27 protein-coding genes are annotated in these 18338 nt (G+C 43.3%); 25 read left to right on the forward strand and 2 right to left on the reverse strand.

From position 1 onward, the window contains the following. Positions 1 to 179: 179 nt before the first annotated feature. Positions 180 to 731 carry a helix-turn-helix domain-containing protein gene (locus V6R21_RS07570; RefSeq protein ID WP_334242338.1) on the reverse strand — a complete coding sequence of 184 codons (552 nt, stop codon included), beginning with the start codon at positions 729 to 731 and terminating at the stop codon, positions 180 to 182. A gap of 166 nt (positions 732 to 897) precedes the next feature. Between V6R21_RS07570 and V6R21_RS07575 the strand changes: the two genes are divergently transcribed. Further along, entirely contained in the window at positions 898 to 1203 is a 306-nt protein-coding gene (locus V6R21_RS07575) for a hypothetical protein (RefSeq protein WP_334242340.1), read from the forward strand. Between the two features lie 379 nt (positions 1204 to 1582). After that, positions 1583 to 2488 (forward strand): hypothetical protein, encoded by a 906-nt coding sequence (locus tag V6R21_RS07580; protein ID WP_334242342.1) that lies wholly within the window; start codon positions 1583 to 1585, stop codon positions 2486 to 2488. Here V6R21_RS07580 and V6R21_RS07585 read toward each other — a convergent pair. Then, entirely contained in the window at positions 2423 to 2782 is a 360-nt protein-coding gene (locus V6R21_RS07585) for a hypothetical protein (protein ID WP_334242343.1), read from the reverse strand. The genes V6R21_RS07580 and V6R21_RS07585 overlap by 66 nt on opposite strands. Before the next feature lie 120 nt (positions 2783 to 2902). Here V6R21_RS07585 and V6R21_RS07590 point away from each other — a divergent pair, with 120 nt between their 5' ends. The 23 genes from V6R21_RS07590 (at position 2903) to V6R21_RS07700 (ending at position 18307) form a co-directional block, all read left to right on the forward strand. Next, entirely contained in the window at positions 2903 to 3949 is a 1047-nt protein-coding gene (locus V6R21_RS07590) for a nucleoid-associated protein (RefSeq protein WP_334242345.1), read from the forward strand. Positions 3950 to 4214: 265 nt separating this feature from the next. Next, entirely contained in the window at positions 4215 to 4463 is a 249-nt protein-coding gene (locus V6R21_RS07595) for a hypothetical protein (protein WP_334241893.1), read from the forward strand. Beyond that, positions 4460 to 5920 (forward strand): hypothetical protein, encoded by a 1461-nt coding sequence (locus V6R21_RS07600; RefSeq protein WP_334242347.1) that lies wholly within the window; start codon positions 4460 to 4462, stop codon positions 5918 to 5920. Before V6R21_RS07595 ends, V6R21_RS07600 begins: the two co-directional genes overlap by 4 nt. Positions 5921 to 5938: 18 nt before the next feature. Beyond that, positions 5939 to 6211, forward strand: a complete 273-nt coding sequence (locus V6R21_RS07605) for a hypothetical protein (RefSeq protein ID WP_334242349.1) — start codon at positions 5939 to 5941, stop codon at positions 6209 to 6211. A 62-nt stretch (positions 6212 to 6273) separates the two neighbouring features. Continuing rightward, entirely contained in the window at positions 6274 to 6942 is a 669-nt protein-coding gene (locus V6R21_RS07610; protein ID WP_334242351.1) for a winged helix-turn-helix domain-containing protein, read from the forward strand. Between the two features lie 207 nt (positions 6943 to 7149). Beyond that, a complete protein-coding gene (locus V6R21_RS07615; protein WP_334241885.1) occupies positions 7150 to 7329 on the forward strand; it encodes a hypothetical protein in 180 nt (59 codons plus the stop codon). A 116-nt stretch (positions 7330 to 7445) separates the two neighbouring features. After that, positions 7446 to 7946 carry a hypothetical protein gene (locus V6R21_RS07620; protein WP_334241883.1) on the forward strand — a complete coding sequence of 167 codons (501 nt, stop codon included), beginning with the start codon at positions 7446 to 7448 and terminating at the stop codon, positions 7944 to 7946. A gap of 25 nt (positions 7947 to 7971) precedes the next feature. Beyond that, entirely contained in the window at positions 7972 to 8364 is a 393-nt protein-coding gene (locus V6R21_RS07625; protein ID WP_334242353.1) for a hypothetical protein, read from the forward strand. After that, the gene (locus tag V6R21_RS07630) at positions 8361 to 8657 is read left to right on the forward strand and encodes a hypothetical protein (RefSeq protein WP_334242355.1); all 297 of its coding nucleotides are present in this window, start codon (positions 8361 to 8363) and stop codon (positions 8655 to 8657) included. Before V6R21_RS07625 ends, V6R21_RS07630 begins: the two co-directional genes overlap by 4 nt. 3 nt (positions 8658 to 8660) lie before the next feature. Next, positions 8661 to 8954: a hypothetical protein gene (locus V6R21_RS07635; RefSeq protein WP_334242357.1), complete on the forward strand. Its 294-nt coding sequence runs from the start codon at positions 8661 to 8663 to the stop codon at positions 8952 to 8954. 25 nt (positions 8955 to 8979) lie between these two features. Continuing rightward, entirely contained in the window at positions 8980 to 9201 is a 222-nt protein-coding gene (locus tag V6R21_RS07640; protein WP_334242359.1) for a hypothetical protein, read from the forward strand. A 13-nt stretch (positions 9202 to 9214) separates the two neighbouring features. Then, entirely contained in the window at positions 9215 to 9700 is a 486-nt protein-coding gene (locus tag V6R21_RS07645) for a hypothetical protein (RefSeq protein WP_334242361.1), read from the forward strand. Then, entirely contained in the window at positions 9687 to 10001 is a 315-nt protein-coding gene (locus V6R21_RS07650) for a hypothetical protein (RefSeq protein ID WP_334242363.1), read from the forward strand. Before V6R21_RS07645 ends, V6R21_RS07650 begins: the two co-directional genes overlap by 14 nt. Positions 10002 to 10121: 120 nt before the next feature. Next, on the forward strand, positions 10122 to 10307 hold the full coding sequence (locus V6R21_RS07655) for a hypothetical protein (RefSeq protein ID WP_334242364.1): 186 nt from the start codon (positions 10122 to 10124) through the stop codon (positions 10305 to 10307). Positions 10308 to 10339: 32 nt separating this feature from the next. Beyond that, positions 10340 to 10654 carry a Thoeris anti-defense Tad2 family protein gene (locus V6R21_RS07660; protein WP_334242366.1) on the forward strand — a complete coding sequence of 105 codons (315 nt, stop codon included), beginning with the start codon at positions 10340 to 10342 and terminating at the stop codon, positions 10652 to 10654. 64 nt (positions 10655 to 10718) lie between these two features. Next, positions 10719 to 11093 (forward strand): hypothetical protein, encoded by a 375-nt coding sequence (locus V6R21_RS07665; RefSeq protein WP_334242368.1) that lies wholly within the window; start codon positions 10719 to 10721, stop codon positions 11091 to 11093. A gap of 107 nt (positions 11094 to 11200) precedes the next feature. Further along, positions 11201 to 11704 (forward strand): hypothetical protein, encoded by a 504-nt coding sequence (locus tag V6R21_RS07670; protein WP_334242371.1) that lies wholly within the window; start codon positions 11201 to 11203, stop codon positions 11702 to 11704. 102 nt (positions 11705 to 11806) lie between these two features. Next, positions 11807 to 13018: a head maturation protease, ClpP-related gene (locus V6R21_RS07675; protein WP_334242373.1), complete on the forward strand. Its 1212-nt coding sequence runs from the start codon at positions 11807 to 11809 to the stop codon at positions 13016 to 13018. A 26-nt stretch (positions 13019 to 13044) separates the two neighbouring features. Continuing rightward, positions 13045 to 14049: a hypothetical protein gene (locus V6R21_RS07680; RefSeq protein WP_334242375.1), complete on the forward strand. Its 1005-nt coding sequence runs from the start codon at positions 13045 to 13047 to the stop codon at positions 14047 to 14049. Between the two features lie 54 nt (positions 14050 to 14103). Then, a complete protein-coding gene (locus tag V6R21_RS07685; protein ID WP_334242378.1) occupies positions 14104 to 14724 on the forward strand; it encodes a hypothetical protein in 621 nt (206 codons plus the stop codon). Further along, positions 14724 to 17240, forward strand: a complete 2517-nt coding sequence (locus V6R21_RS07690; protein ID WP_334242380.1) for a phage tail protein — start codon at positions 14724 to 14726, stop codon at positions 17238 to 17240. The genes V6R21_RS07685 and V6R21_RS07690 overlap by 1 nt, the downstream gene beginning before the upstream one ends. A gap of 13 nt (positions 17241 to 17253) precedes the next feature. Continuing rightward, positions 17254 to 17610 carry a hypothetical protein gene (locus V6R21_RS07695; protein ID WP_334242382.1) on the forward strand — a complete coding sequence of 119 codons (357 nt, stop codon included), beginning with the start codon at positions 17254 to 17256 and terminating at the stop codon, positions 17608 to 17610. Positions 17611 to 17686: 76 nt separating this feature from the next. Then, a complete protein-coding gene (locus V6R21_RS07700) occupies positions 17687 to 18307 on the forward strand; it encodes a hypothetical protein (protein WP_334242384.1) in 621 nt (206 codons plus the stop codon). Positions 18308 to 18338: the final 31 nt, after the last annotated feature.

Here is an 18338-nt window from a genome sequence, read left to right on the forward strand (position 1 = left end):
GGATTATTTTCCAAATTTTAAATTACTAGATGTCAGAAAGTTAAGCGAGCGCTTAACTGGGGTGATACCAGGACTGTTACCAAAAAGTGATTAAATAACCCTAGAGTTACACAATCCCGCCGGATTGTGTAACACATCCCGCACTTTTTTGGTCAAGTTTTAGTATCCTGAACCTGGGGTTAAGCAGCAACATTGTGGTTACGCTTTGGGTATTCTTCTACCCAATAGTTCAAGGATTCTATCTCTTTTTCAGCCTCTGACATATCAGTATCACCCGCCAGCTTTCCCGACTGCCTATTAGCAGGCTGGTCATCCGCATTAATGGTCAATTTCATTCCATTATTCTTCGCCATCTGATTTAGCATCTGGAACATTGCCAAAAAAGGGTCTACACCTCCTGAAGCTAAATTAGATGTATCATCCTTAGTTTTAAGAAGTTGATCAATCTTATTCTCTAATTCAGATAATCTATTTTCAACTGAAGATTCATTATTTGTTACTTTTTCTGCTTTATTTGAATACATCATTTTCCCTCTCCCTGTAATTAACCAATCCATGTTTAATTCTGGATGAGCTTCTGAAATTTTCATCAAATAATTAGTATTAGGGACTTTTTTTCCATTTCTCCAATCATAAATAGCTGATAGAGAGGTTTCTGTTATTTTAGAAAGTTGATCTACAGATAGATCTTTTTCTAACATGAACAATGTTAATCGTTTACCAAATTCCATATGGATATTAGTTTTAAGACTAATTTTTAGTCTTTAGATTTGTGTATTATTATTCAGTTTAATATCATTGTACAACTTAAAACGAATAAAAACATATTTTCACATCGTTTTACATTGTAAAACAAAGATATACAATTTAAGCTGAATTTTCTAACCTACATCTATAATGACTAAACCACAAATACCAAAACCTAATAAGGTTCATACAGGATTTAAACTAGAGCTTCCATTAAAGATGTATGTAGAAGAAGCTTCAAGTGTATACGGGAAGGAGTCATTGACTGGATACATCAAATACCTAATTAAAAAAGACTTAGTGAAAAATAAGGATAAGCCTTTTGCTCAAGAGTTCTTCAAAGAAGCTCAAGAGTTCGGCCTACTTGGATTCGATGTATTTGATCCAGAAGAATCTGAAGAAATGGATGTAATCATTTCTTCACCCCCTAGAGATAGAGTTTACTCGGGATTTTAATATAAGCACAGCAAAGAGAGGAACCATGTTGTTCCGTGGGAGCGTTTCCTGCCTGTGCGCAAGCAATTGATAGGTTAATAAATTAGGTTAAACATATTACATACCCGGGCTTTTGCCCGGGGCTTGTTTCCTAATCAAGCCCACTCAGAAGAAATCAATTTAAGGTTCATAGTAGAAAGAAGACAGTCAGTTTTTTGGGTTACTGACTAATTCAACGAAAGCCAACGGCTCTGAAGTTCTGAGCCGCTGCTTCAGCACCGAACAGATCCCAGAGCTGGGGGCAGTACCCGGCTGGTGCTCATAAACTATACACTAAGATTGGATTGAGTTCCGCTACCCTCCCCCAGTTTTGGGGGAGGTTTCAAAAACTGATATAAGAATGAACCCTACAGAGTATAAAAGGACCACAAGGGCAGCAAATGCATTGGTACACAAACTCAACGAGTTTCTAAGCAGCTTCGATATTGAAAGTAGAGAGCATAATCAGGTTTTCAATGATAGGGTTATGTTCCCTGAAGAAGAGACATTCAATTGTACCCTGCAGGATAAGAACAGTTGGAAATTCCATATCCACCTTAAGCGGAATCAAGGTTACATCAGATTTAAGCTTTCAGTTTCAATCGGAAACGGAGACGTATTCAGCAAGACGCTGTTTATACAGAAGATCGAGACGGCTCAGGAGGCGATCAGCCTACTCCAAAACGAGAAGCTGTTTAATCAGCAGTTTATAAAGCAGGTACCGGTAATCACGAAGCCGAACCGCAAAAAGCTTAAGAAAGAGGTCTATCAGTACCTAAGAAAGCATTGGCAGAATAGGCACCTGATCAGCAAGGACAAGGACCAGGTAATGGGCACATTCAGGCTAGCGGAAGGGCAACTATATATCATAGCCAATTTCCCATCGATAGAATACCCAATATTGAAGGTAGTCCTATTATCCGGGAAATGCATGCTTGAGATTATCGAAGGCATTCGGTTCACAAGCCTTGAGGAGATGATCAAGCTGATCGAGACAAGCGAAGAAGTTTTCTCAAACCATCTACTGTCCTTTATGGATCCGGAGGCAACGGACTTCAGCCAAATGTCCAACCAGCAACTCGTTGATTATATATTCAAGCACAACAAGCGACTGGCGGACATTTGCTCTAAAGACCAGATAAATAACCGGATTTACGATGACCGGGCTGACCTGATCAGATTGGCTAAGTCAACAGAACACTCAATTAAGCCTAAACTGGTCGGTGATATCGACAACACGGTTAATGGAGCGAATAAGCCCTGCTGAATCCGTAGCTAAATCAATTTGCTGACGTTCTTCCTCAATAATAGCCCGTTCTTTATCGGTCAAATTAAACTTGAGGAATTTGTCAGCAGCCTGCAAGAGGTTCTTTTTAACATTGGCAAAAAGCACAGGAGTTGGTTTAAGAATTTTAGCAGCACTTTCTCCCTGCTCTGACCAAATAAGGTTTCTCATGGTAGACATATCCAATTTCAAATTGGAGCCATCATAACGTTTACGAAAAGCCCTGGTCATAAAGGCTTCATAGTTATAACAAGCTTGTTCTTCAAGTTCATTCATAGGTTATCTGTTTTGTGTGAAAAATGTGTTTTAAGTGGTTTTAAATTACACAATTACAGGATAATCTGAAACACGGAGCGGGGCGTTTGTCCTGCTCCATTTCAAACCCGAAAAATAGCAATGAACGATTTTAATTCTGTCAAACTCAAAAACCTGATCCTGCACATTGTAGGTAATAAGGTTCAGGAAGAGCCACTCTTTCTTCAAGAGGAATTGCCATTCAAGGAGTATGAGCTATTCTACAAGGAAATGCTCCATTACTTCCTAAGGCCAATCAACTCTAGTGCACGTTACCAGTTTTTTGATGAGTCTGGCGACCTCAAGTTAAACGAGATGTATGGCTTTGCTAAAAGGATTTTTGAAAACCCTGAAGAGTTTAAGGTGCAGTCAGAGAATATGGCCAAGCACCTCTATAATACTTCTACCCATCCCCGTATCAAAGGCGGTGAATTATATATCGTGTATCTGGAAGATTTCATCGTGGACGGCGATGTAGTGGATGGTATCGGGATTTTCAAGGCAGAGAAAAAAGATGGGTTTATGACAGTAAACCCTTGGACTGATGGCATAAAGCTACTCTATAGAAAAGGCAGCAGCAAAATTGATAGAGCCTGCATTATCCTAAATGACCGAAAAGAAACTGGATTTAAAATCCTGCTCAAGGAGGAAAGCAAAAAGTCAGTCGAATCGGGATACTGGAGTGAAAGCTTCCTACGGGTGGAGCAAATCGCTGATAGTCATTTGCACACAACCAACTACCTGCAGCTTTGCCGTGGTTTTGTAGCAGATGTTTTCAATGAGGATCATAATGTAGAGAAGCCAGAACAAATAGCTTTCCTGCAAAGAAGTTTGAACTACTTCGGTACTCGAGATGAGTTCAATGTAGTGGAGTTCGAAAATGAGGTACTGGAGGAGCCGGATGTGATCGATTCTTTCATAGAGTTTAGAAAGGACATCAGCGAAAAATACGATATCGAGGTATATCCCGAGTTCCATATATCAGCCGATGCAGTCCGAAAGGCAAGGAAAGACTTCAAGTGCCTGATCAAGCTGGACAGCGGCAAGGTGCAGATTGCAGTGAAAGGCAACGAGGAGTACATCGAGAAGGGCTTTGACAACGAGCGGAACATGAACTATTACACGGTGTATTTCCACGAAGAAGACTAGAAAAAAAGCCACCCCATGGTAGGAAGGTGGCTTATAGATCATCGTCTAGGTTACTAACTAAAAAGAAGAATTTCAAGATAAGAAACTGATAACCAAAAGGCAATAAAAAAGCCATCCAACAGATTTGGATGACCTTAGTAAGATAACAACGGTCAATATCAGTCGATATATTCATTAACCACTCAAAAGATAATAGTTTTCTTTTCCCACAAAAAAAGGCGACAGCCAATTTGGGAGTGCTGTCGCCTTAAAAGAATTTTGAACTATGCGCAATTTAGAACAAAACCAAGAAAACGCCAAAAACCTTACACTGATCAGGGAGCAATCCCGGTTAGGTGCCGTACAAAAGCTCCGGCAAGACCTAGGAGCCAGCATCAAGGAGAGTCAGGGGCTGGACATCCTCACCGGCAGGCAAACAGGGCAATACATAATGCCTAGCCTGCTGGCCAACAGCATCTACCACTTCCTTGGACAGATTGAATCAGATACCCAAAACCGACTAGAGAAACTATGAAACCAAATCAGTCAAGACATTTCATTACGCATGTAAGCGAAAACGATAAAGTGAACCTGATCAGGGAGCGTTCACTGGAGGCATTAAGAGCCCGACCAGATGCCCTGGTCTACAAGCCATTATACAACCTCGCAGGAGGCTTCTCATACCTGGTGCAAGGTATCAGTGCATTGCTGGCTGCCATATTTGTCTACTACCAAGTCTCGGAAGTCGTGGGCCAGCATTTGGATAGTGAGTACTTAACGCAAGCAATCGGGTATGCAGCCGCAGCGCTACTGGTATTCTTTATCGAATACATCAAACGTGAAAGTGCCCAGATCATTCAGGAAAAGCTTTTCAACGAAGGCATAGCGCCGATGTTTTTTTCTGTGTTACTATGTGGGTTTATTGTCCTAAGTATCTCCGCCTCTTTCCTAGGCGGAGATTACTGGGGAGAAAAGATCCAGAACCAAGCCGAGCAAATCGAAAGCGATTACCGCCGCCAGCGTTCGGAAGTCAACGGCATGTACCAACAGCTGATCGATGCAGAGCGCAAAGCTCTCGAGGACTTCAAGCAGTCAGTGTCCTATAAGGGTAAGATCAATATGTATAACAAGACGATCGCCCAGACTATCCGCAACCACGAGAACGAAATCATAAGACTCCGACAAAAACAGGATAAAGATTTGTCCTCCCTCAATTCAGAAGAAGCCACCACATTAGCAACGAATAGTTCTTCCGTTCGCAGCAATTCAAATAAAGCTGGAGCGGTAGCCATTATCTGCGACATCGTTTTCCTGATCTGCTTTTATGCCCGGTATCGCTACCAGACCAGCAGAGCACAGGAAGCCAAGGCAGAGCAGGTATTGCAAACAGGGTATTACGATAGCCGACCACTTGACACTTATACTTGGAATCAGTATCCGGTTTTCAGGCAGCCGCACCAGTTGACTGCTGAGAAGCAGACACAGGCTCCCGGACCGGAACCCTCCAAGTTGCCACCTCCACAAGAACAGGAGGAAAAAAGGCAAATCGGGTTTCATGCGAATCTGGAACGAATCATTTCAGAAAAGCAGCGACTGGAAGAAATGCTTGAAAAGTACAAAAGTGTAGAGTCAAACCCGTACCCGCAGCACCAACACGATGACACGGTAAATAACACGGTGACACGGTCTGATAATCAGCAAGTACACGGTAACTCGGTAAAGTTACACGGTAGTTTACACGGTGACACGGTAGGTTTACACGGTAACTCGGAAGCAGAAGACGGCGACGGAAAGTACAAAATACATTGCAAGTGCTGCGGCAAGGAAGCTTGGAAGCGCAGCCCCCGGGCAGAGTTCTGTACAGACAGTTGTCGCTTCAAGTACAACAACGAGCACCGACCTAGCAAGCGATACGGTGACACGACAGAAAACGGAAGAATCAACTTTGAATCAGCAACGAGTACACGGTCCATCAGGCCCGATACTCGGTAAGCAAGAAAGGTTTGAAAAATGGCATCACAATACAGAGCACCGCAAATATTAAGGGAAGGCAACTTCACCACAGCCAAGGTGGATCGCCCAACCTGCAAGGTTTACATCCTGACAGCAAAGCTGCTGCGTGGTATGTCAGCCTACCTGGACAAAAAGGTAGTTCGCAACCAGTTTGAGTCAAAACTTGAATACATGTCTGTACAGGAGATGGAGAAGGCCCTGGAGCTGATGCAACAAAGCGAAGAGGCTTGTCACAAGTTTGTCTCAAAGTATGGATTCAGTAAAAACTAATTGCATAAAAAAGACCTCCGTTCTCGCCGACCAAAGCAAACGGAGGTCATAAATAAACTCATATGAGCTTAGTAGTAAGAATTTTTACGCCCGGGGACGTCCCGCAAAATAAGAAAGGGAAGTATCAAAAGCCAAGAAATTTTCACCAAAACAGTTACCATATCTTCTATGGGTATGTCAACAAGCACAACGAGAAGTTTGATTACGAGACCCGCAAGCTCAAGATACGGGGCGGTCTGCTGGCTACACTCAGAGCCTTGAATCAGCGTTTCCTGACCATCTACGAGGCCAGTACCACGCATGGCAAAATGCGCTATAAAGAGCCTGAAATTGATCACGGTTGGTTCGAGACTTCCAATGCCTTGCTGGGCAATGCTACCCATCAGTCTCCCCGAACAGTTGCCCGCCATATCCAAAGGCTGGTAGAGATGGGTGTGATCGAAAAGAAAAGGATTGGCTGTGAACAATACCACAATTACTCCATCAAGCTTTGTGACGACCTGATCCGTGACGTGATCCAGTTTGCCGAAGCCGAGCTGGAGGTAAGACGTGAACTGGAGTTGGATGGACCTCTTAACAAGGAGCAGGAAGAACGCATCCTGGACAAGACCGAAACCAAGGCTAAAACGCATTTCCCTGAGCTAAACGAACACACCGAAAAGGATGAAAATACCATCGAAAATGTTGTGAATAAGTTGGCCAGTCGAATGTTGATAAACCGCCGGGAATGATGATTTTTTTACAACACTAGGACAAAATGACCTATAAAATCTATTTAGTCTCTTAAGAAACAGAAAAGACAGAAAAGACAGAAGAGGTCTCTAAAGGGCAAATGTGAATATGTGGATAACTCAAACCCCAGCAGGGCAGGCAACGATCAAATTGAAATGTTGCAATAACGCAATGGCCCACTCGCTCCGCTCGAAAAAAGGCTTTAAATGTGGCGTAGTGAGTCCCCAAAAGGGAAGAAGCCAACGCCCAGAGGTCAGCAAGGTCAAAAAGTTCCTACACGTGGCTACAACGGCAAGGACAAGGGTGATCTGACACAGCAGTGGTCGTCCAGCTATATGCACTGCCGTGGGTATCTGAGAATGGAAACGAGAGGGAATAGCCCGTGAACTAAAAACTTAGTTGATAAAGCAAAAAAAAAAGAGGGTCAAGCCTGCAAGCACCCCTCTAATTTCAAAACAATGATCCCGCCAAAGGATCAACAAACCAAAAATACAAAAAAACAATGAATATCGCCAAAACTCAAGCAGTTAGACAACAGGAGGTTCAGAGAATCCTGATGAAGAGAAGTAAAAGGGACAGCCTTTTCCGCATGTGGGTATTGAAAAGAAATGGAGAAAAACAGGTTTTCTACTCCTACGACTTCAACACCGAGCGCCGCAAGGCCCTCCATTCAGCCCATAGACCCAATGAATTCAATGGTTTCAACCAACTGATCAAGCTTGCTGAAAAGATCCACAACAAAGACGGCGTAGAGGTTGCCATCATCTACCACAACCAACACCCATCACGCCCGATGCTCGCCGATATCCGCAAGGATTTCTTCCAACCGAAGCTAAACGGGAACCAAAAGAAAGACCTGCTCGAACAGCTGGAGAAGCAGAAAGCCAAACTCTGGACAGACTACCAGCAGCTACTCGAGCACGGAGCCCCAGACGAGAAGCTCGACGCTTTGATGGAGGAATATGAGAAGATCAACCTCCAAATAGATGATATAACAGCTTAATACTCACCCAAAATAATCGCCGACCATGATTATCAACATCGAAAATAACCTGAATTACATCAAGCAACTGTCTGACGGAGTGAAACGCTTCGACAGTGTAAAACCCTTTGACAGTGCCTTCCATATGTCCATGTGGATGGAAGAAAATTGCCTCAAGTGCCAGAAGTGCTTTACGGCACACCACCCAGATCATGAGCTGCCGCAATTTGAGGAAAGTAAGGAGCTGGTCCGCAAAGGACAGGAGTGTATTGGAAAACTGGCCATGGATATGATGATCAATCAGCCAACCATTCCGGAGGAAATTGGGAAAATGATCGGTTACGAAAAGCACATACCCTCGAAGTGCGCCGCCTTCAAACAACTGGAGGAGGCCAAGGAGCAGACGGATAACCCTAACCAAATGACGCTTTTCGGATGAGCAAGTTAAGATTCCAACTCAAGCTAAAGTCTGGCGACATCATACTGATACGCCAGATGCTTTCCCCGTTAGCCACCATCTATATGTGGAACAAGCCGGAAAGTCTGGACGATGCCGTACTGCTGGAACTTTACCAGCAACTGGTTCGGGTTCCTGCAGAACAAAAGCAGGTAACCATCCGGCACAGCGAAGCCATAGTGCTCTATGAACATATGCGCTCTTACCGAATGACATCTGGGCCACTTAACCAGGTACGAAACGATATTATTAATCGAATTGACAAAACCCTTTAGAAAATGTACTACATCATATCCCTTTGCCATACCTCCAGACATGAGAAATTCCTTACACTTTGGAGACCAAATAATGCAGGTTATTGCTACTCCAAAGAACAAGCTGGAGTATATGAATCACCCGAAGAAGGCTATCACGATTCTGATAGCAACATGCCTATTAAAGTTGAAGATGCCGAAAAACTATTCCAACACTTGCCATACGATAATGTAATGAAATACATGATCCCGAATACAAGAGAGGTTTGGAAATCCCTCAATGTAAAAATGACCAAACACGGCCTTGTGAAATCTTAAACTAAACGAATAAACCCTTTAGAATATGGCTCAATACATTGATGAGCAAGGTACAATAGGAGACATTGAACATGAATTCACTGACAGTATTATCTGTCCATACTGTGGGTTTGAAGAGCAAGAATCATGGGAATATCATCATAATGAGGATGAAATTAATTGCCCAGACTGCAATAGAAAGTTCGCATATGAGCGAATCTTCTCTTATTCAACATACCGTATAGACGATACCAACGATGAGCAATAACACTAAGCACTATATGAAAATAGCAATCACTTCCGAGAAAGAAATCTTCACACTAAACGACTTCCTTACCGAACTAGAGAACTTAAAAGATGAGCTTTACTACCATGATTTTGATAGGTTAGAATTAGATGAATCCTTCAAGGTATTAAGTAAGATTAAAGCTAGTTCAGAAGATGCTGAAGAGTTCCTTAAAAAGATTTGTGACAAGATCGACGAGATCCCATTTACAAAAATTCTTTTCAACTGTGTAACCATGCTGCAGAACTGTGCAGACCTTACACAAACGACACTGGACTTCCACCCAAACATCAAAAAAGGTCTGGAGCTACTGGAAAGACAAACAGAACTGGAGCATTGGGAACAGAGATGTAAAGCTGCAGAAGCTTATTTAAATGAAATCCATCACGGTACTGGAGATAATAAATCAAAGCTATACAGTGAATGGGTACAACTTCGAGATCAAACCTTAAAAACCACCAATCAAAATGACAGCCATTGACATCATTCTTTCCGTAATCGTGATTGCGTTTTCAGTAAACACCTTGGTATTGACCTACAAGAACCAACAATATACCAGGCAACATAAACGGGAGGTACTTGAAAAGCTTAAAAGGGAACGGTTTAAACTGATGCTATTTGAAAATGGAGTGATCAAACTGATGCGTGCCGCCCCATACCAAACAAACTTTCAGGAAGTGGAAACTTTCAGCGACTTGAACACTGCACTGGAGGCTAAAGTACAAGCAGAAATGCAACGTGACCTTCGAGACGGCACCGGTGATATTTTCACTATCAACTAAACGGTGCTATGCTCCCCCACACCGCACCAATCATAAGGTGCGGTGTTAATACGCAAGTATAGCAGCCAATAACGTATCACTCAGTTAATTAATCATTTCACAAAACAAAGATCAATCAAAATGAACGAAACAACAGCCGAAGAACTAGGCATAATCACTGACGAGCTGGAGTCATTAGTGCATGCCACAAAATTGCCAATGCCCAGTGATTTCCACCTCGAGCAATTGAAGCAATTGCTACCTGAAAAAATCAAAGCAATCAGGGATATAATTGTGAAAGAGACTGGAGAGAATCCTTGGGAATAGGAACTGTAATTTTCACTAAATACAATACAATAATGAATATCAATCAAGTAATTGAAGCACTGAAAGAAGGTAAAATGCTGAGACGCCCACTTTGGGAAAAGGACTTTTTCATATTCAGACAAGTACCATCTGAAATCCCGCAAGAGATTGTACCCAAAATGACCTCACTACCACAACCTGTAAAGGATGAATTTGTAAGGAGGTTCAATGATTTGGATAACCACCAAATCAACTCTATTTCCTACAATGACCAAATCGCACATGTAGGTTTCAGTAACCTAATTACAGGTTACAATTTTAGCGTGGAAGACACATTTGCTGAAGACTGGACAACTTACCAGCCATAGACTGAATTATCTTCTGATTATTAACCGGGCGGTGTAAAGCCGCCCAGTTAAAAAACTAAAACTGATGAAAAGACCGAATATAAAAGAATACATAGATTCCCTAGAATCAAAGCAACCAAAATGCGTAGCTGGATGTACTCATTATACAGGTGGAGAAATCAAACATCATAAAGATTGCCCTTATTACCCAGACTCATTGAGTAGACTATATGATGAAGCTATAGCTAAAATTCAATCTCTCGAATCAGAGCAAAGTAAGTTCACCAATTCAAATGTATTCACCCATCATTGGTTCATTACAATAATGGGAGAACATAAAAGACTAGGAGAGTTTTTAATGAATTATGACTTAACAAATCATTTGGATGAGATAAAGAGATATGGAAAAGGGTTATTTGAGACTTCGGTTGAAATGATTGAAACCTATAAGAAAAAGTAAAATCAAAAGGGGGTTTTGTCCTTTTTGCGGGGGTTTTGTCCATCTACTATGGACAAAACTCCCTTCTCCGTAAATTGTAGACTAAGGGGTAAAAAAATCAACTTTATATGACAGCTGTAATGAGAAGTTTTGATGTGATCGAGCTGCCAGTCGAGAACTATCTGTACCGCTACTACTGCACCATTTACAATCTGGCAGATAATGAGTTTGTCAAGCTTTCGCCGACCATCGGGCTGACAAAGTTCTACAGTCAGGATAATTCCGCATACCAGAAGTATGTCAAAACCCTGACCAAGAAGCAGGACCAGTGGACTTACCTACGGGTACAGATACCGCAGGTAACCGAAAAACGCAAGTATGCCTTTATCCGCTTGCTCCGGGCCAAGTTCAACAAGTCGATGATGGCCTATGTAAAACAGCATGCCATCTATTCGTTAGGTGAAAATGTGAAATCTATTATTCTCTCGTTTCTTCACCACTATGGTATCTCCGAAGATGAGTTTAACCTGGAGAGAGCCGTCCGCCGATGGCACCGCAGCGATGAGTACCAGGAATACCTCCGGCACCTTTATATAGAGGAAGGCAAACTGGAGCTGCTAAAAGGCTCATAAATTACCGATAAAAAGCAATCAAACAGCGAAAAAGGGGCAAATAAGCCCCTTTTTTCGTCCTTCAACATCCCCTCCAAATGATACTCCTTTGAGTCCATTACAATGCTGAACAGCGAAGGCTTAACAACGAGACACAATGAGCATATGAACCAACCTTATAAAATATACTATGGTGTAAATGCGGCAGGCAAAAAAGCCCCAAAAGAAGCCACCATCAAAATCTATGGAGATATCGGTGGGTTTGATTGGGACACATGGCGAAGCACCAACACCTTCCAGCAGTTTACAAAAGAACTTGAAAGTCTTCCGGAAGATATCACCAGAATCAATGCGAGAATCCATTCTCTCGGAGGAAGTGTGTATCACGGTATTATGATCATTAACTCAATGCGTCAGCACAAGGCCGAGGTACACACCTATATCGATGGTGTGGCTATGTCAATGGGAGCATTTACAGCCTTCTCCGGAAATAAGGTTTATGCTGCAAATAATTCGGTGATCATGATTCACTCCGGCTCCACTAGCGCCTTTGGAAACGCAGTAAAAATGAGAGAAGTGGCAGATACGCTTGAAAAGTGGGACCGACAAATGGCGCAAACCATAGCCGACAAGACTGGTATGTCTGTCGATGAAGCCATGGCAAAATACATGGACGGCAATGACCACTATCTCACAGCTCAGGAAGCATTGGAATTAAAACTTATTGATGAGATCACCGACTTCAATAATGATGATATGCCAGAAGATGCTAAAGCACTTGGAGCCGAAGGTATTGCGGCACACTTCCAGAAACACGGCTGGAATGGTAAAATGGTAGCCACTGGCGGCAGTGAACAGGAACCAGGGCAAACGCCCGAATCCTTTGCCGACTTTATGGCACAAATGAAAGATTTCTTCTCAAGGCTGACGGGCAACATTTCGCCTGCTGCCTCATTGCAAACAACGGCTAAACATACAGATGATATGAATCTTGACAAATTGAATTTCCTGTTATCAGGAGACTTGAGCAAAGGGGTAAACCTTTCCAAAGAGCAGGCGGAAACGCTGAAGGACAGCCTAAACGGGTACTCAGGCGAGTTATTCTCCGCCGAGGAAAGAGACAGTGCGGTGACTGCTGCCACTGCAGAGAAAGACACGCAAATCACGGCACTGCAACAGGAAATCGCAGACCTGAAAGCGCAACTGGCAGATGAGCCGGCTACACGCCCAACAGTTCAGGTGGAAGACCCGGACAACGTTACAGCAGCTGGAGGCACTGAAAAGGTAGTGACTGCCGATGGCCATGAGCTGGCAGCAGCTCCTGACTTTATTTAAGTAATCACCAATAAAAGCGAAAGAAAATGGCAGTAGATGTTTCAAAATATGCATCCGAGCTGAATGCCGTTGTCAGGATGGACAAGGCGCAGATCTGGAACAAGATCTTTCAGAACTCGGTTTCCACTTCCCATTGCCGTACCGTTTCAGGTATCAAGGTAGGTCAGACGCACGTTGACCACTTTGCTGATGTGGATGAAGTGGTACAAGGATTTCAGGAGGGCTTTACCGGCAAAGGTACTGTTCGTTTTGAACCTTCTCCAACGGTACAGAGAGGTCATAAGATTGACTTCGACTTTAACCCGTACAAGTTCGTCAACAGCTGGCAAGGTGACTTGACTGTATTAGGCAGAGACCCGAAGTCTTGGCCACTTTCCCGTTATGTGATCTATGAGATCCTACTTCCGGCTATCTTACGTGACCGTGAGAACAAGCAGTTCTACAAAGGTAAGTATGTAGCGCCAGTTGCCGGCACCCCTACGACTGCAGCTGCAGCTGTGGACGGTATCGGTCAAAGACTGATTGAAGGTGCAGCCACCGGTCTATCGGCTGGCGTGAATGGCATTTCTGGTATTGGCCCATTGGCTGCAGGTACTGTGTATGATCAGTTAAATACTGCAGCAGCTCAATTACCTACAGAATACCGTTTCTCAACGCCATTGAAATTGTACCTAAGTGAGGATCACCTAAATGATTATTACACAGGAAGAGAAGAGGCGATCGGTACGCATGTCAACACCGATGATAAGAACCGCAATAAGCTGGTCAACACCATGATTGAGCTAGCTGGGTTACCATCCATGAACGGCTCAAACCGTTTCTTTATCACCACGCCTAAGAACCTGGTACGTACCATTGATGGACCAGACCCAAAAGCATTGCCGATGATTGTGGAGTTGGCAAAACGTGTGATTTCGGTGTACGGTGACTGGGCAGAGGCTTACGGCTTCGGCTCTAAGGAACTGGTATGGGCCAACTACATTGGTGCAGCTCAGAACGGTACAGATGACGAGACCGAGGTATTCGCATAATTGATTTCTCAATAAGGGACAAGGCTCTCCTTGTCCCTACAAAAGATATTGGATATGGCATTTGACCAAATTACAATCCCCACCGAACATATGGTGGATGACGATTTCGAGAATGTTGGTGGTATCGCCCGTGAGATCGCCTGGGCATTTCTGGCCAACGTCAATACGCTACCTAAACCGGTAGTGGATAAACTTTCGGATACAGGTAATCTGGAAGATATTGCAACGATTTCGGATGATATCGTGATGGAAACCGGGCAGGAATTCCAACGGCTGGAAATCACCGAAGACACAGGTAATATTGTAGCGGCTGGTGCGGGTGAAAAAGATGGAAAGGTAGCGGAAGAAACGTTAACCTTCTTTGTGCCAGGCAACCGAAAATACATCAAGGCGCTGTTCCGTATCTGGAAAAATGCAGATATGGTATTCCTGGTACCTGATAACGATCCGGAGGAAAACGTGCAGCTCTATGGTACAAAAAGATTTCCAGCAAGATTGGATACCTACGAGTACAACTCAGGTGCTGCTAAGACTGACAGAAAGGGTGCAACCTTTACGTTCAAGCGTACGGACGTAATGGAGTCCCCAATCTTTGAAGGCGGCGTAATAACCGACGAGACTGGGCCTACTTACCAAACCAATTTGGAATATCTGAAAGTAACTTCTGGTGTATAATGCTGAAATCGATCATAATTCAAGGGGGTGATCACCTTGGTGGCATAGACCGCTTCTGGTTTGCTGAGGCAGACAGCGTGATTTTTTCTGAGCCAAACGAGAGCGGGGTCTTAACGGACCCCGTTTCTTTTACTGGCACATCATGGCTGGAGATCCAGCTGCAGAAAGGTTCGGGCGGTTTTACAGCGCCCATGTCCCACACCAAGCATGGGGAAATCTACACCCATGCCATGGCGGGTATTGTTCCGGAAGTTTCAGAGGAAGTGGCGGCAGACCTTTCCTTGATGAAAAAGTACCGGTATATACTTTGTGTAAAAGACAATGATGGCAACTACTGGTTGGCGGGCACACCCGAACAGCCTCTGACTTTCTCCTACAAGAAGGACAGCCTTCGAGCACCTGGAGAGCTTGCCAACCACAGCATTGAGTTTGGCGGGAAGGTCTACCATAAGCCGATCAGCTACCAACCGGAAGAGAAATACCTGCCTGACTTTGAGACCGAAGCGGTAATCGAAAACCTGACGGCCATCAATGTACAGGGTGGCGTTCAGCTGGACTGGACACTGACACCGGCATCTGAGCCGGGCATACTGGAGATATACCGAAAGATGGACGGGGGCAATTACCAAAAAGTGGGAGAAGCGGCAGACTTTGCCACCACCTTCACGGACACCACCATCGCAGACAATACCCACTATACCTATGTGGTGAGCTGGCTGGCTGCAGTAGGCCTGAACTCCAACGAGGCAGACGTCACCACACTGGATGCTGATCTTTCTGCCAGTTTCTTGGGCGATACGGTCACGGTTACCTTTGGGGCAGCTAGCACACAAGAGATCCTCTATAAGATTGGTGCCGGGGAAGCGCAAAGCTTCAATACTGGAGCGGCAGAAGTCATTACTGGCGTTGCCGGCAAGCAGCTGCGGTTTTACGCCACCAATGCAGCACTAATCACCTCTGTGGTATTTGACGACACCGTCAATCCGCAGGCATTCGGTAACCTGCTGATCAAGGGCAGCTTTACGGCACTACAGATCTTCCAGCTAAAGGATGGTAACCTGACAGGTTTTGCCTTTGGTAGCTGGGTACAACAGGCTGGCTATACGCTGGACCTTACGAACTCCATTGTAAGTGTGGCAGATGCAGACAAGCTGGTCAATGCGTTGATAGAAGCCAATGGCGGAACGGTCACCGATGACGGCGCCGGCAACTATACCGGTGATCCGGGCATTGGTACCAGCGCCAATACTCGAAGCATTGATATCGGAAGCCTATCAGTAAACATTGCCGTTAGCCAGAGCCAGCCCGACAAGCTGCTGCTTAGCAAGATTCAGGCATTGGGTACACCAAGTATTGATGGTGTTGGTTTTGAGGTAACCACTATCCGGACGGTTTGCGACTCTGCCATGGATTTTGATTTTTCGGCCATCGGCTCCACTGACACCGTTTCACAGCTGAGTAACTGGATTGAGCAGGCTACTGAACTGAACCTCGAAAACATGAGTGTCTCAGACTTCCTGAACTTTACTTTTGAGTTGCGTTTTGATGATCCGAGTACAGGAATAGAAACCAAGGCTACAGGTTTGCAGAATATCGATACCTACCTGAAGGGATCGGAGTTTCAAAATTACTTCAATACCCTGTTTGACAATGGGCAGTATGAGGATGAGGTGGAAATGAAGCGCTATACAGTTGTAGCAAAGCGGGCACAGGAGTCTAATGATAGTCAATGCAGGTTAAGTTACCTGAAATACCCTACAACTTTGGAGGGCAGGACATGTGGAACTGTTGTGGATGTTACTAAAGTGGGTGCTTTTGCGCTTTACTCCATGACCAAAATGCAAAGCAACTACAACGGGCCTGTCTTTCAGGACACTGACTTGAATGATTACGACTTTGCCAATAAGCCTACAGTTGTTGTAACGATTGAGACGTTGTACAGCCAAACCAATAAATGTGACTTAGAACGCTTCAATTCAGTTGATCAATACATACCTGAAGAGGATGCAATACTGATAGGTTATGGCGGTGGAGATCCGCATTACCTATCCGACTTGACAGGGGTAAATGAAGATTTCTCAGATATCACAATTTGCTGTAACGTTAAGTCATTAGGGCAGTCCGGTACCCAAAGGGTTGTTGCCTTTTCATGGTATGACAATGATGGGAAATTGAATAATATTCAGATCCTAAAGAGTGGTCAAGGTCTCACTGGAAATGACCGCTATGACAATGGAACCATCAATGCCTTTTCTTTTACATCCAGCCTCAGCCAATCGGAATATTCCCTTGCCTTTTTGACTATCAATACGGTAACTGGAGAGATGAAAGGATATTTGAATGGGTATAATGAAGTTTTAAGTACCGTCTCGGTTGTAAAAAAATATGTCAGTGGCAAGAGTATATATGCAGGATATACTCAAAACAATGATACGCTATGTGATTTCATTGCTGTATATCCCAAGATATTGAACCAAGCTGAAATGGAGGACCTATATAACAGATTACAAAATTAAAATCAGTTGACTTATGAGCCTAACAGATCAAATCACGAATCTATCAGCATTGGAAGACACTACTGCTGATGTAAAAAAAGCGCAGGAAGCTACCAGTTTTATGACTGGAGCTACGACCTACAATATCCAGCTGTTTACTCAAGGGCCTTCAGGTCACGAGATGGTAATTGTACTGGAGAAAGGAGGCGTCAAGAAAACGCTAACACTCAAAAAGGATGATAACTCTGGAGCTTATGCAGCTGCTATAAAGGACGCATTGATGACGGCTATTGAGGATGCTTTTATGGCAGCGTTTGATGCGCAGTATATGACCTGCTCCAATGCTGGGTATATGGTACCGACTAAGGAGGAGATATTGGGACAGAGCTAACCAAAAATTTAATCTTGTAGATATAGGGCTGAGAGGTTATCTTTCAGCCCTAATTTTTTGACTAAAACCTGATTCTATGCTTTTTGAAACAATTGACTGGACAACTATTATCACATCTCTTGTTACTTCAGGAATCGTAACTTCGAGTGTTGGCTATTTTTTCAAGAGATATTTTGATTGGCAGTCTAAAAAATCTGAGTTAAGATTTAACTCCCAGCTTCAACAAGAAAATAAAAACCTTGAATTAAGGCTAAGTAATAAACTTCAAGTTGAGAAGTATAATTATGAGATACTTGTGGTTTCGATAAAAAAGATATGGAATAGCTTATGTAAAATAGAACATATATTAGCTCTCATGAAAGTTGAGAACTTGAACATGTCTGAAATACAAGAGCAGATAATTCTTGAGTTTGCTTCAATAGAGGAAGAAAAATTATTCCTACCAGATGAAATTCACGATAAATTAGATCAGTTTCTTTATGAGTTTGCAGGTAAAGAGTTTCCTAACTTCACAATTAGTGTTCATAAAATTATAACTGAAAATAAAATTGATGTAAAAAACATTACTACTGCTAATGAACACATACGTTTAATTTGGAGTGATTTCCAAAGAATTCGAAATTACTTTATTGAAAATAAAAAAGTGTTAAGGCCATTGATTAGGGAGAATATAAAAGAAGTAATCACCCAATCTTAGTGGTTTAATTTTGTCCTTCCAATTACCCACT

Source organism: Limibacter armeniacum, from assembly GCF_036880985.1.
Taxonomy (GTDB): domain Bacteria; phylum Bacteroidota; class Bacteroidia; order Cytophagales; family Flammeovirgaceae; genus Limibacter; species Limibacter armeniacum.

Bases quoted from the DNA above. Each gene is read 5' to 3' on its own strand.
- V6R21_RS07650 (WP_334242363.1), top strand. From the start codon at position 9,687: ATGACAGCCATTGACATCATTCTTTCCGTAATCGTGATTGCGTTTTCA.
- V6R21_RS07670 (WP_334242371.1), top strand. From the start codon at position 11,201: ATGACAGCTGTAATGAGAAGTTTTGATGTGATCGAGCTGCCAGTCGAG.
- V6R21_RS07570 (WP_334242338.1), bottom strand. From the start codon at position 731: ATGGAATTTGGTAAACGATTAACATTGTTCATGTTAGAAAAAGATCTA.
- V6R21_RS07610 (WP_334242351.1), top strand. From the start codon at position 6,274: ATGAGCTTAGTAGTAAGAATTTTTACGCCCGGGGACGTCCCGCAAAAT.
- V6R21_RS07600 (WP_334242347.1), top strand. From the start codon at position 4,460: ATGAAACCAAATCAGTCAAGACATTTCATTACGCATGTAAGCGAAAAC.
- V6R21_RS07595 (WP_334241893.1), top strand. From the start codon at position 4,215: ATGCGCAATTTAGAACAAAACCAAGAAAACGCCAAAAACCTTACACTG.
- V6R21_RS07655 (WP_334242364.1), top strand. From the start codon at position 10,122: ATGAACGAAACAACAGCCGAAGAACTAGGCATAATCACTGACGAGCTG.
- V6R21_RS07640 (WP_334242359.1), top strand. From the start codon at position 8,980: ATGGCTCAATACATTGATGAGCAAGGTACAATAGGAGACATTGAACAT.
- V6R21_RS07665 (WP_334242368.1), top strand. From the start codon at position 10,719: ATGAAAAGACCGAATATAAAAGAATACATAGATTCCCTAGAATCAAAG.
- V6R21_RS07690 (WP_334242380.1), top strand. From the start codon at position 14,724: ATGCTGAAATCGATCATAATTCAAGGGGGTGATCACCTTGGTGGCATA.
- V6R21_RS07625 (WP_334242353.1), top strand. From the start codon at position 7,972: ATGATTATCAACATCGAAAATAACCTGAATTACATCAAGCAACTGTCT.
- V6R21_RS07605 (WP_334242349.1), top strand. From the start codon at position 5,939: ATGGCATCACAATACAGAGCACCGCAAATATTAAGGGAAGGCAACTTC.
- V6R21_RS07615 (WP_334241885.1), top strand. From the start codon at position 7,150: ATGTGGCGTAGTGAGTCCCCAAAAGGGAAGAAGCCAACGCCCAGAGGT.
- V6R21_RS07645 (WP_334242361.1), top strand. From the start codon at position 9,215: ATGAAAATAGCAATCACTTCCGAGAAAGAAATCTTCACACTAAACGAC.
- V6R21_RS07685 (WP_334242378.1), top strand. From the start codon at position 14,104: ATGGCATTTGACCAAATTACAATCCCCACCGAACATATGGTGGATGAC.
- V6R21_RS07660 (WP_334242366.1), top strand. From the start codon at position 10,340: ATGAATATCAATCAAGTAATTGAAGCACTGAAAGAAGGTAAAATGCTG.
- V6R21_RS07590 (WP_334242345.1), top strand. From the start codon at position 2,903: ATGAACGATTTTAATTCTGTCAAACTCAAAAACCTGATCCTGCACATT.
- V6R21_RS07630 (WP_334242355.1), top strand. From the start codon at position 8,361: ATGAGCAAGTTAAGATTCCAACTCAAGCTAAAGTCTGGCGACATCATA.
- V6R21_RS07620 (WP_334241883.1), top strand. From the start codon at position 7,446: ATGAATATCGCCAAAACTCAAGCAGTTAGACAACAGGAGGTTCAGAGA.
- V6R21_RS07575 (WP_334242340.1), top strand. From the start codon at position 898: ATGACTAAACCACAAATACCAAAACCTAATAAGGTTCATACAGGATTT.
- V6R21_RS07635 (WP_334242357.1), top strand. From the start codon at position 8,661: ATGTACTACATCATATCCCTTTGCCATACCTCCAGACATGAGAAATTC.
- V6R21_RS07585 (WP_334242343.1), bottom strand. From the start codon at position 2,782: ATGAATGAACTTGAAGAACAAGCTTGTTATAACTATGAAGCCTTTATG.
- V6R21_RS07700 (WP_334242384.1), top strand. From the start codon at position 17,687: ATGCTTTTTGAAACAATTGACTGGACAACTATTATCACATCTCTTGTT.
- V6R21_RS07675 (WP_334242373.1), top strand. From the start codon at position 11,807: ATGCTGAACAGCGAAGGCTTAACAACGAGACACAATGAGCATATGAAC.
- V6R21_RS07580 (WP_334242342.1), top strand. From the start codon at position 1,583: ATGAACCCTACAGAGTATAAAAGGACCACAAGGGCAGCAAATGCATTG.
- V6R21_RS07695 (WP_334242382.1), top strand. From the start codon at position 17,254: ATGAGCCTAACAGATCAAATCACGAATCTATCAGCATTGGAAGACACT.
- V6R21_RS07680 (WP_334242375.1), top strand. From the start codon at position 13,045: ATGGCAGTAGATGTTTCAAAATATGCATCCGAGCTGAATGCCGTTGTC.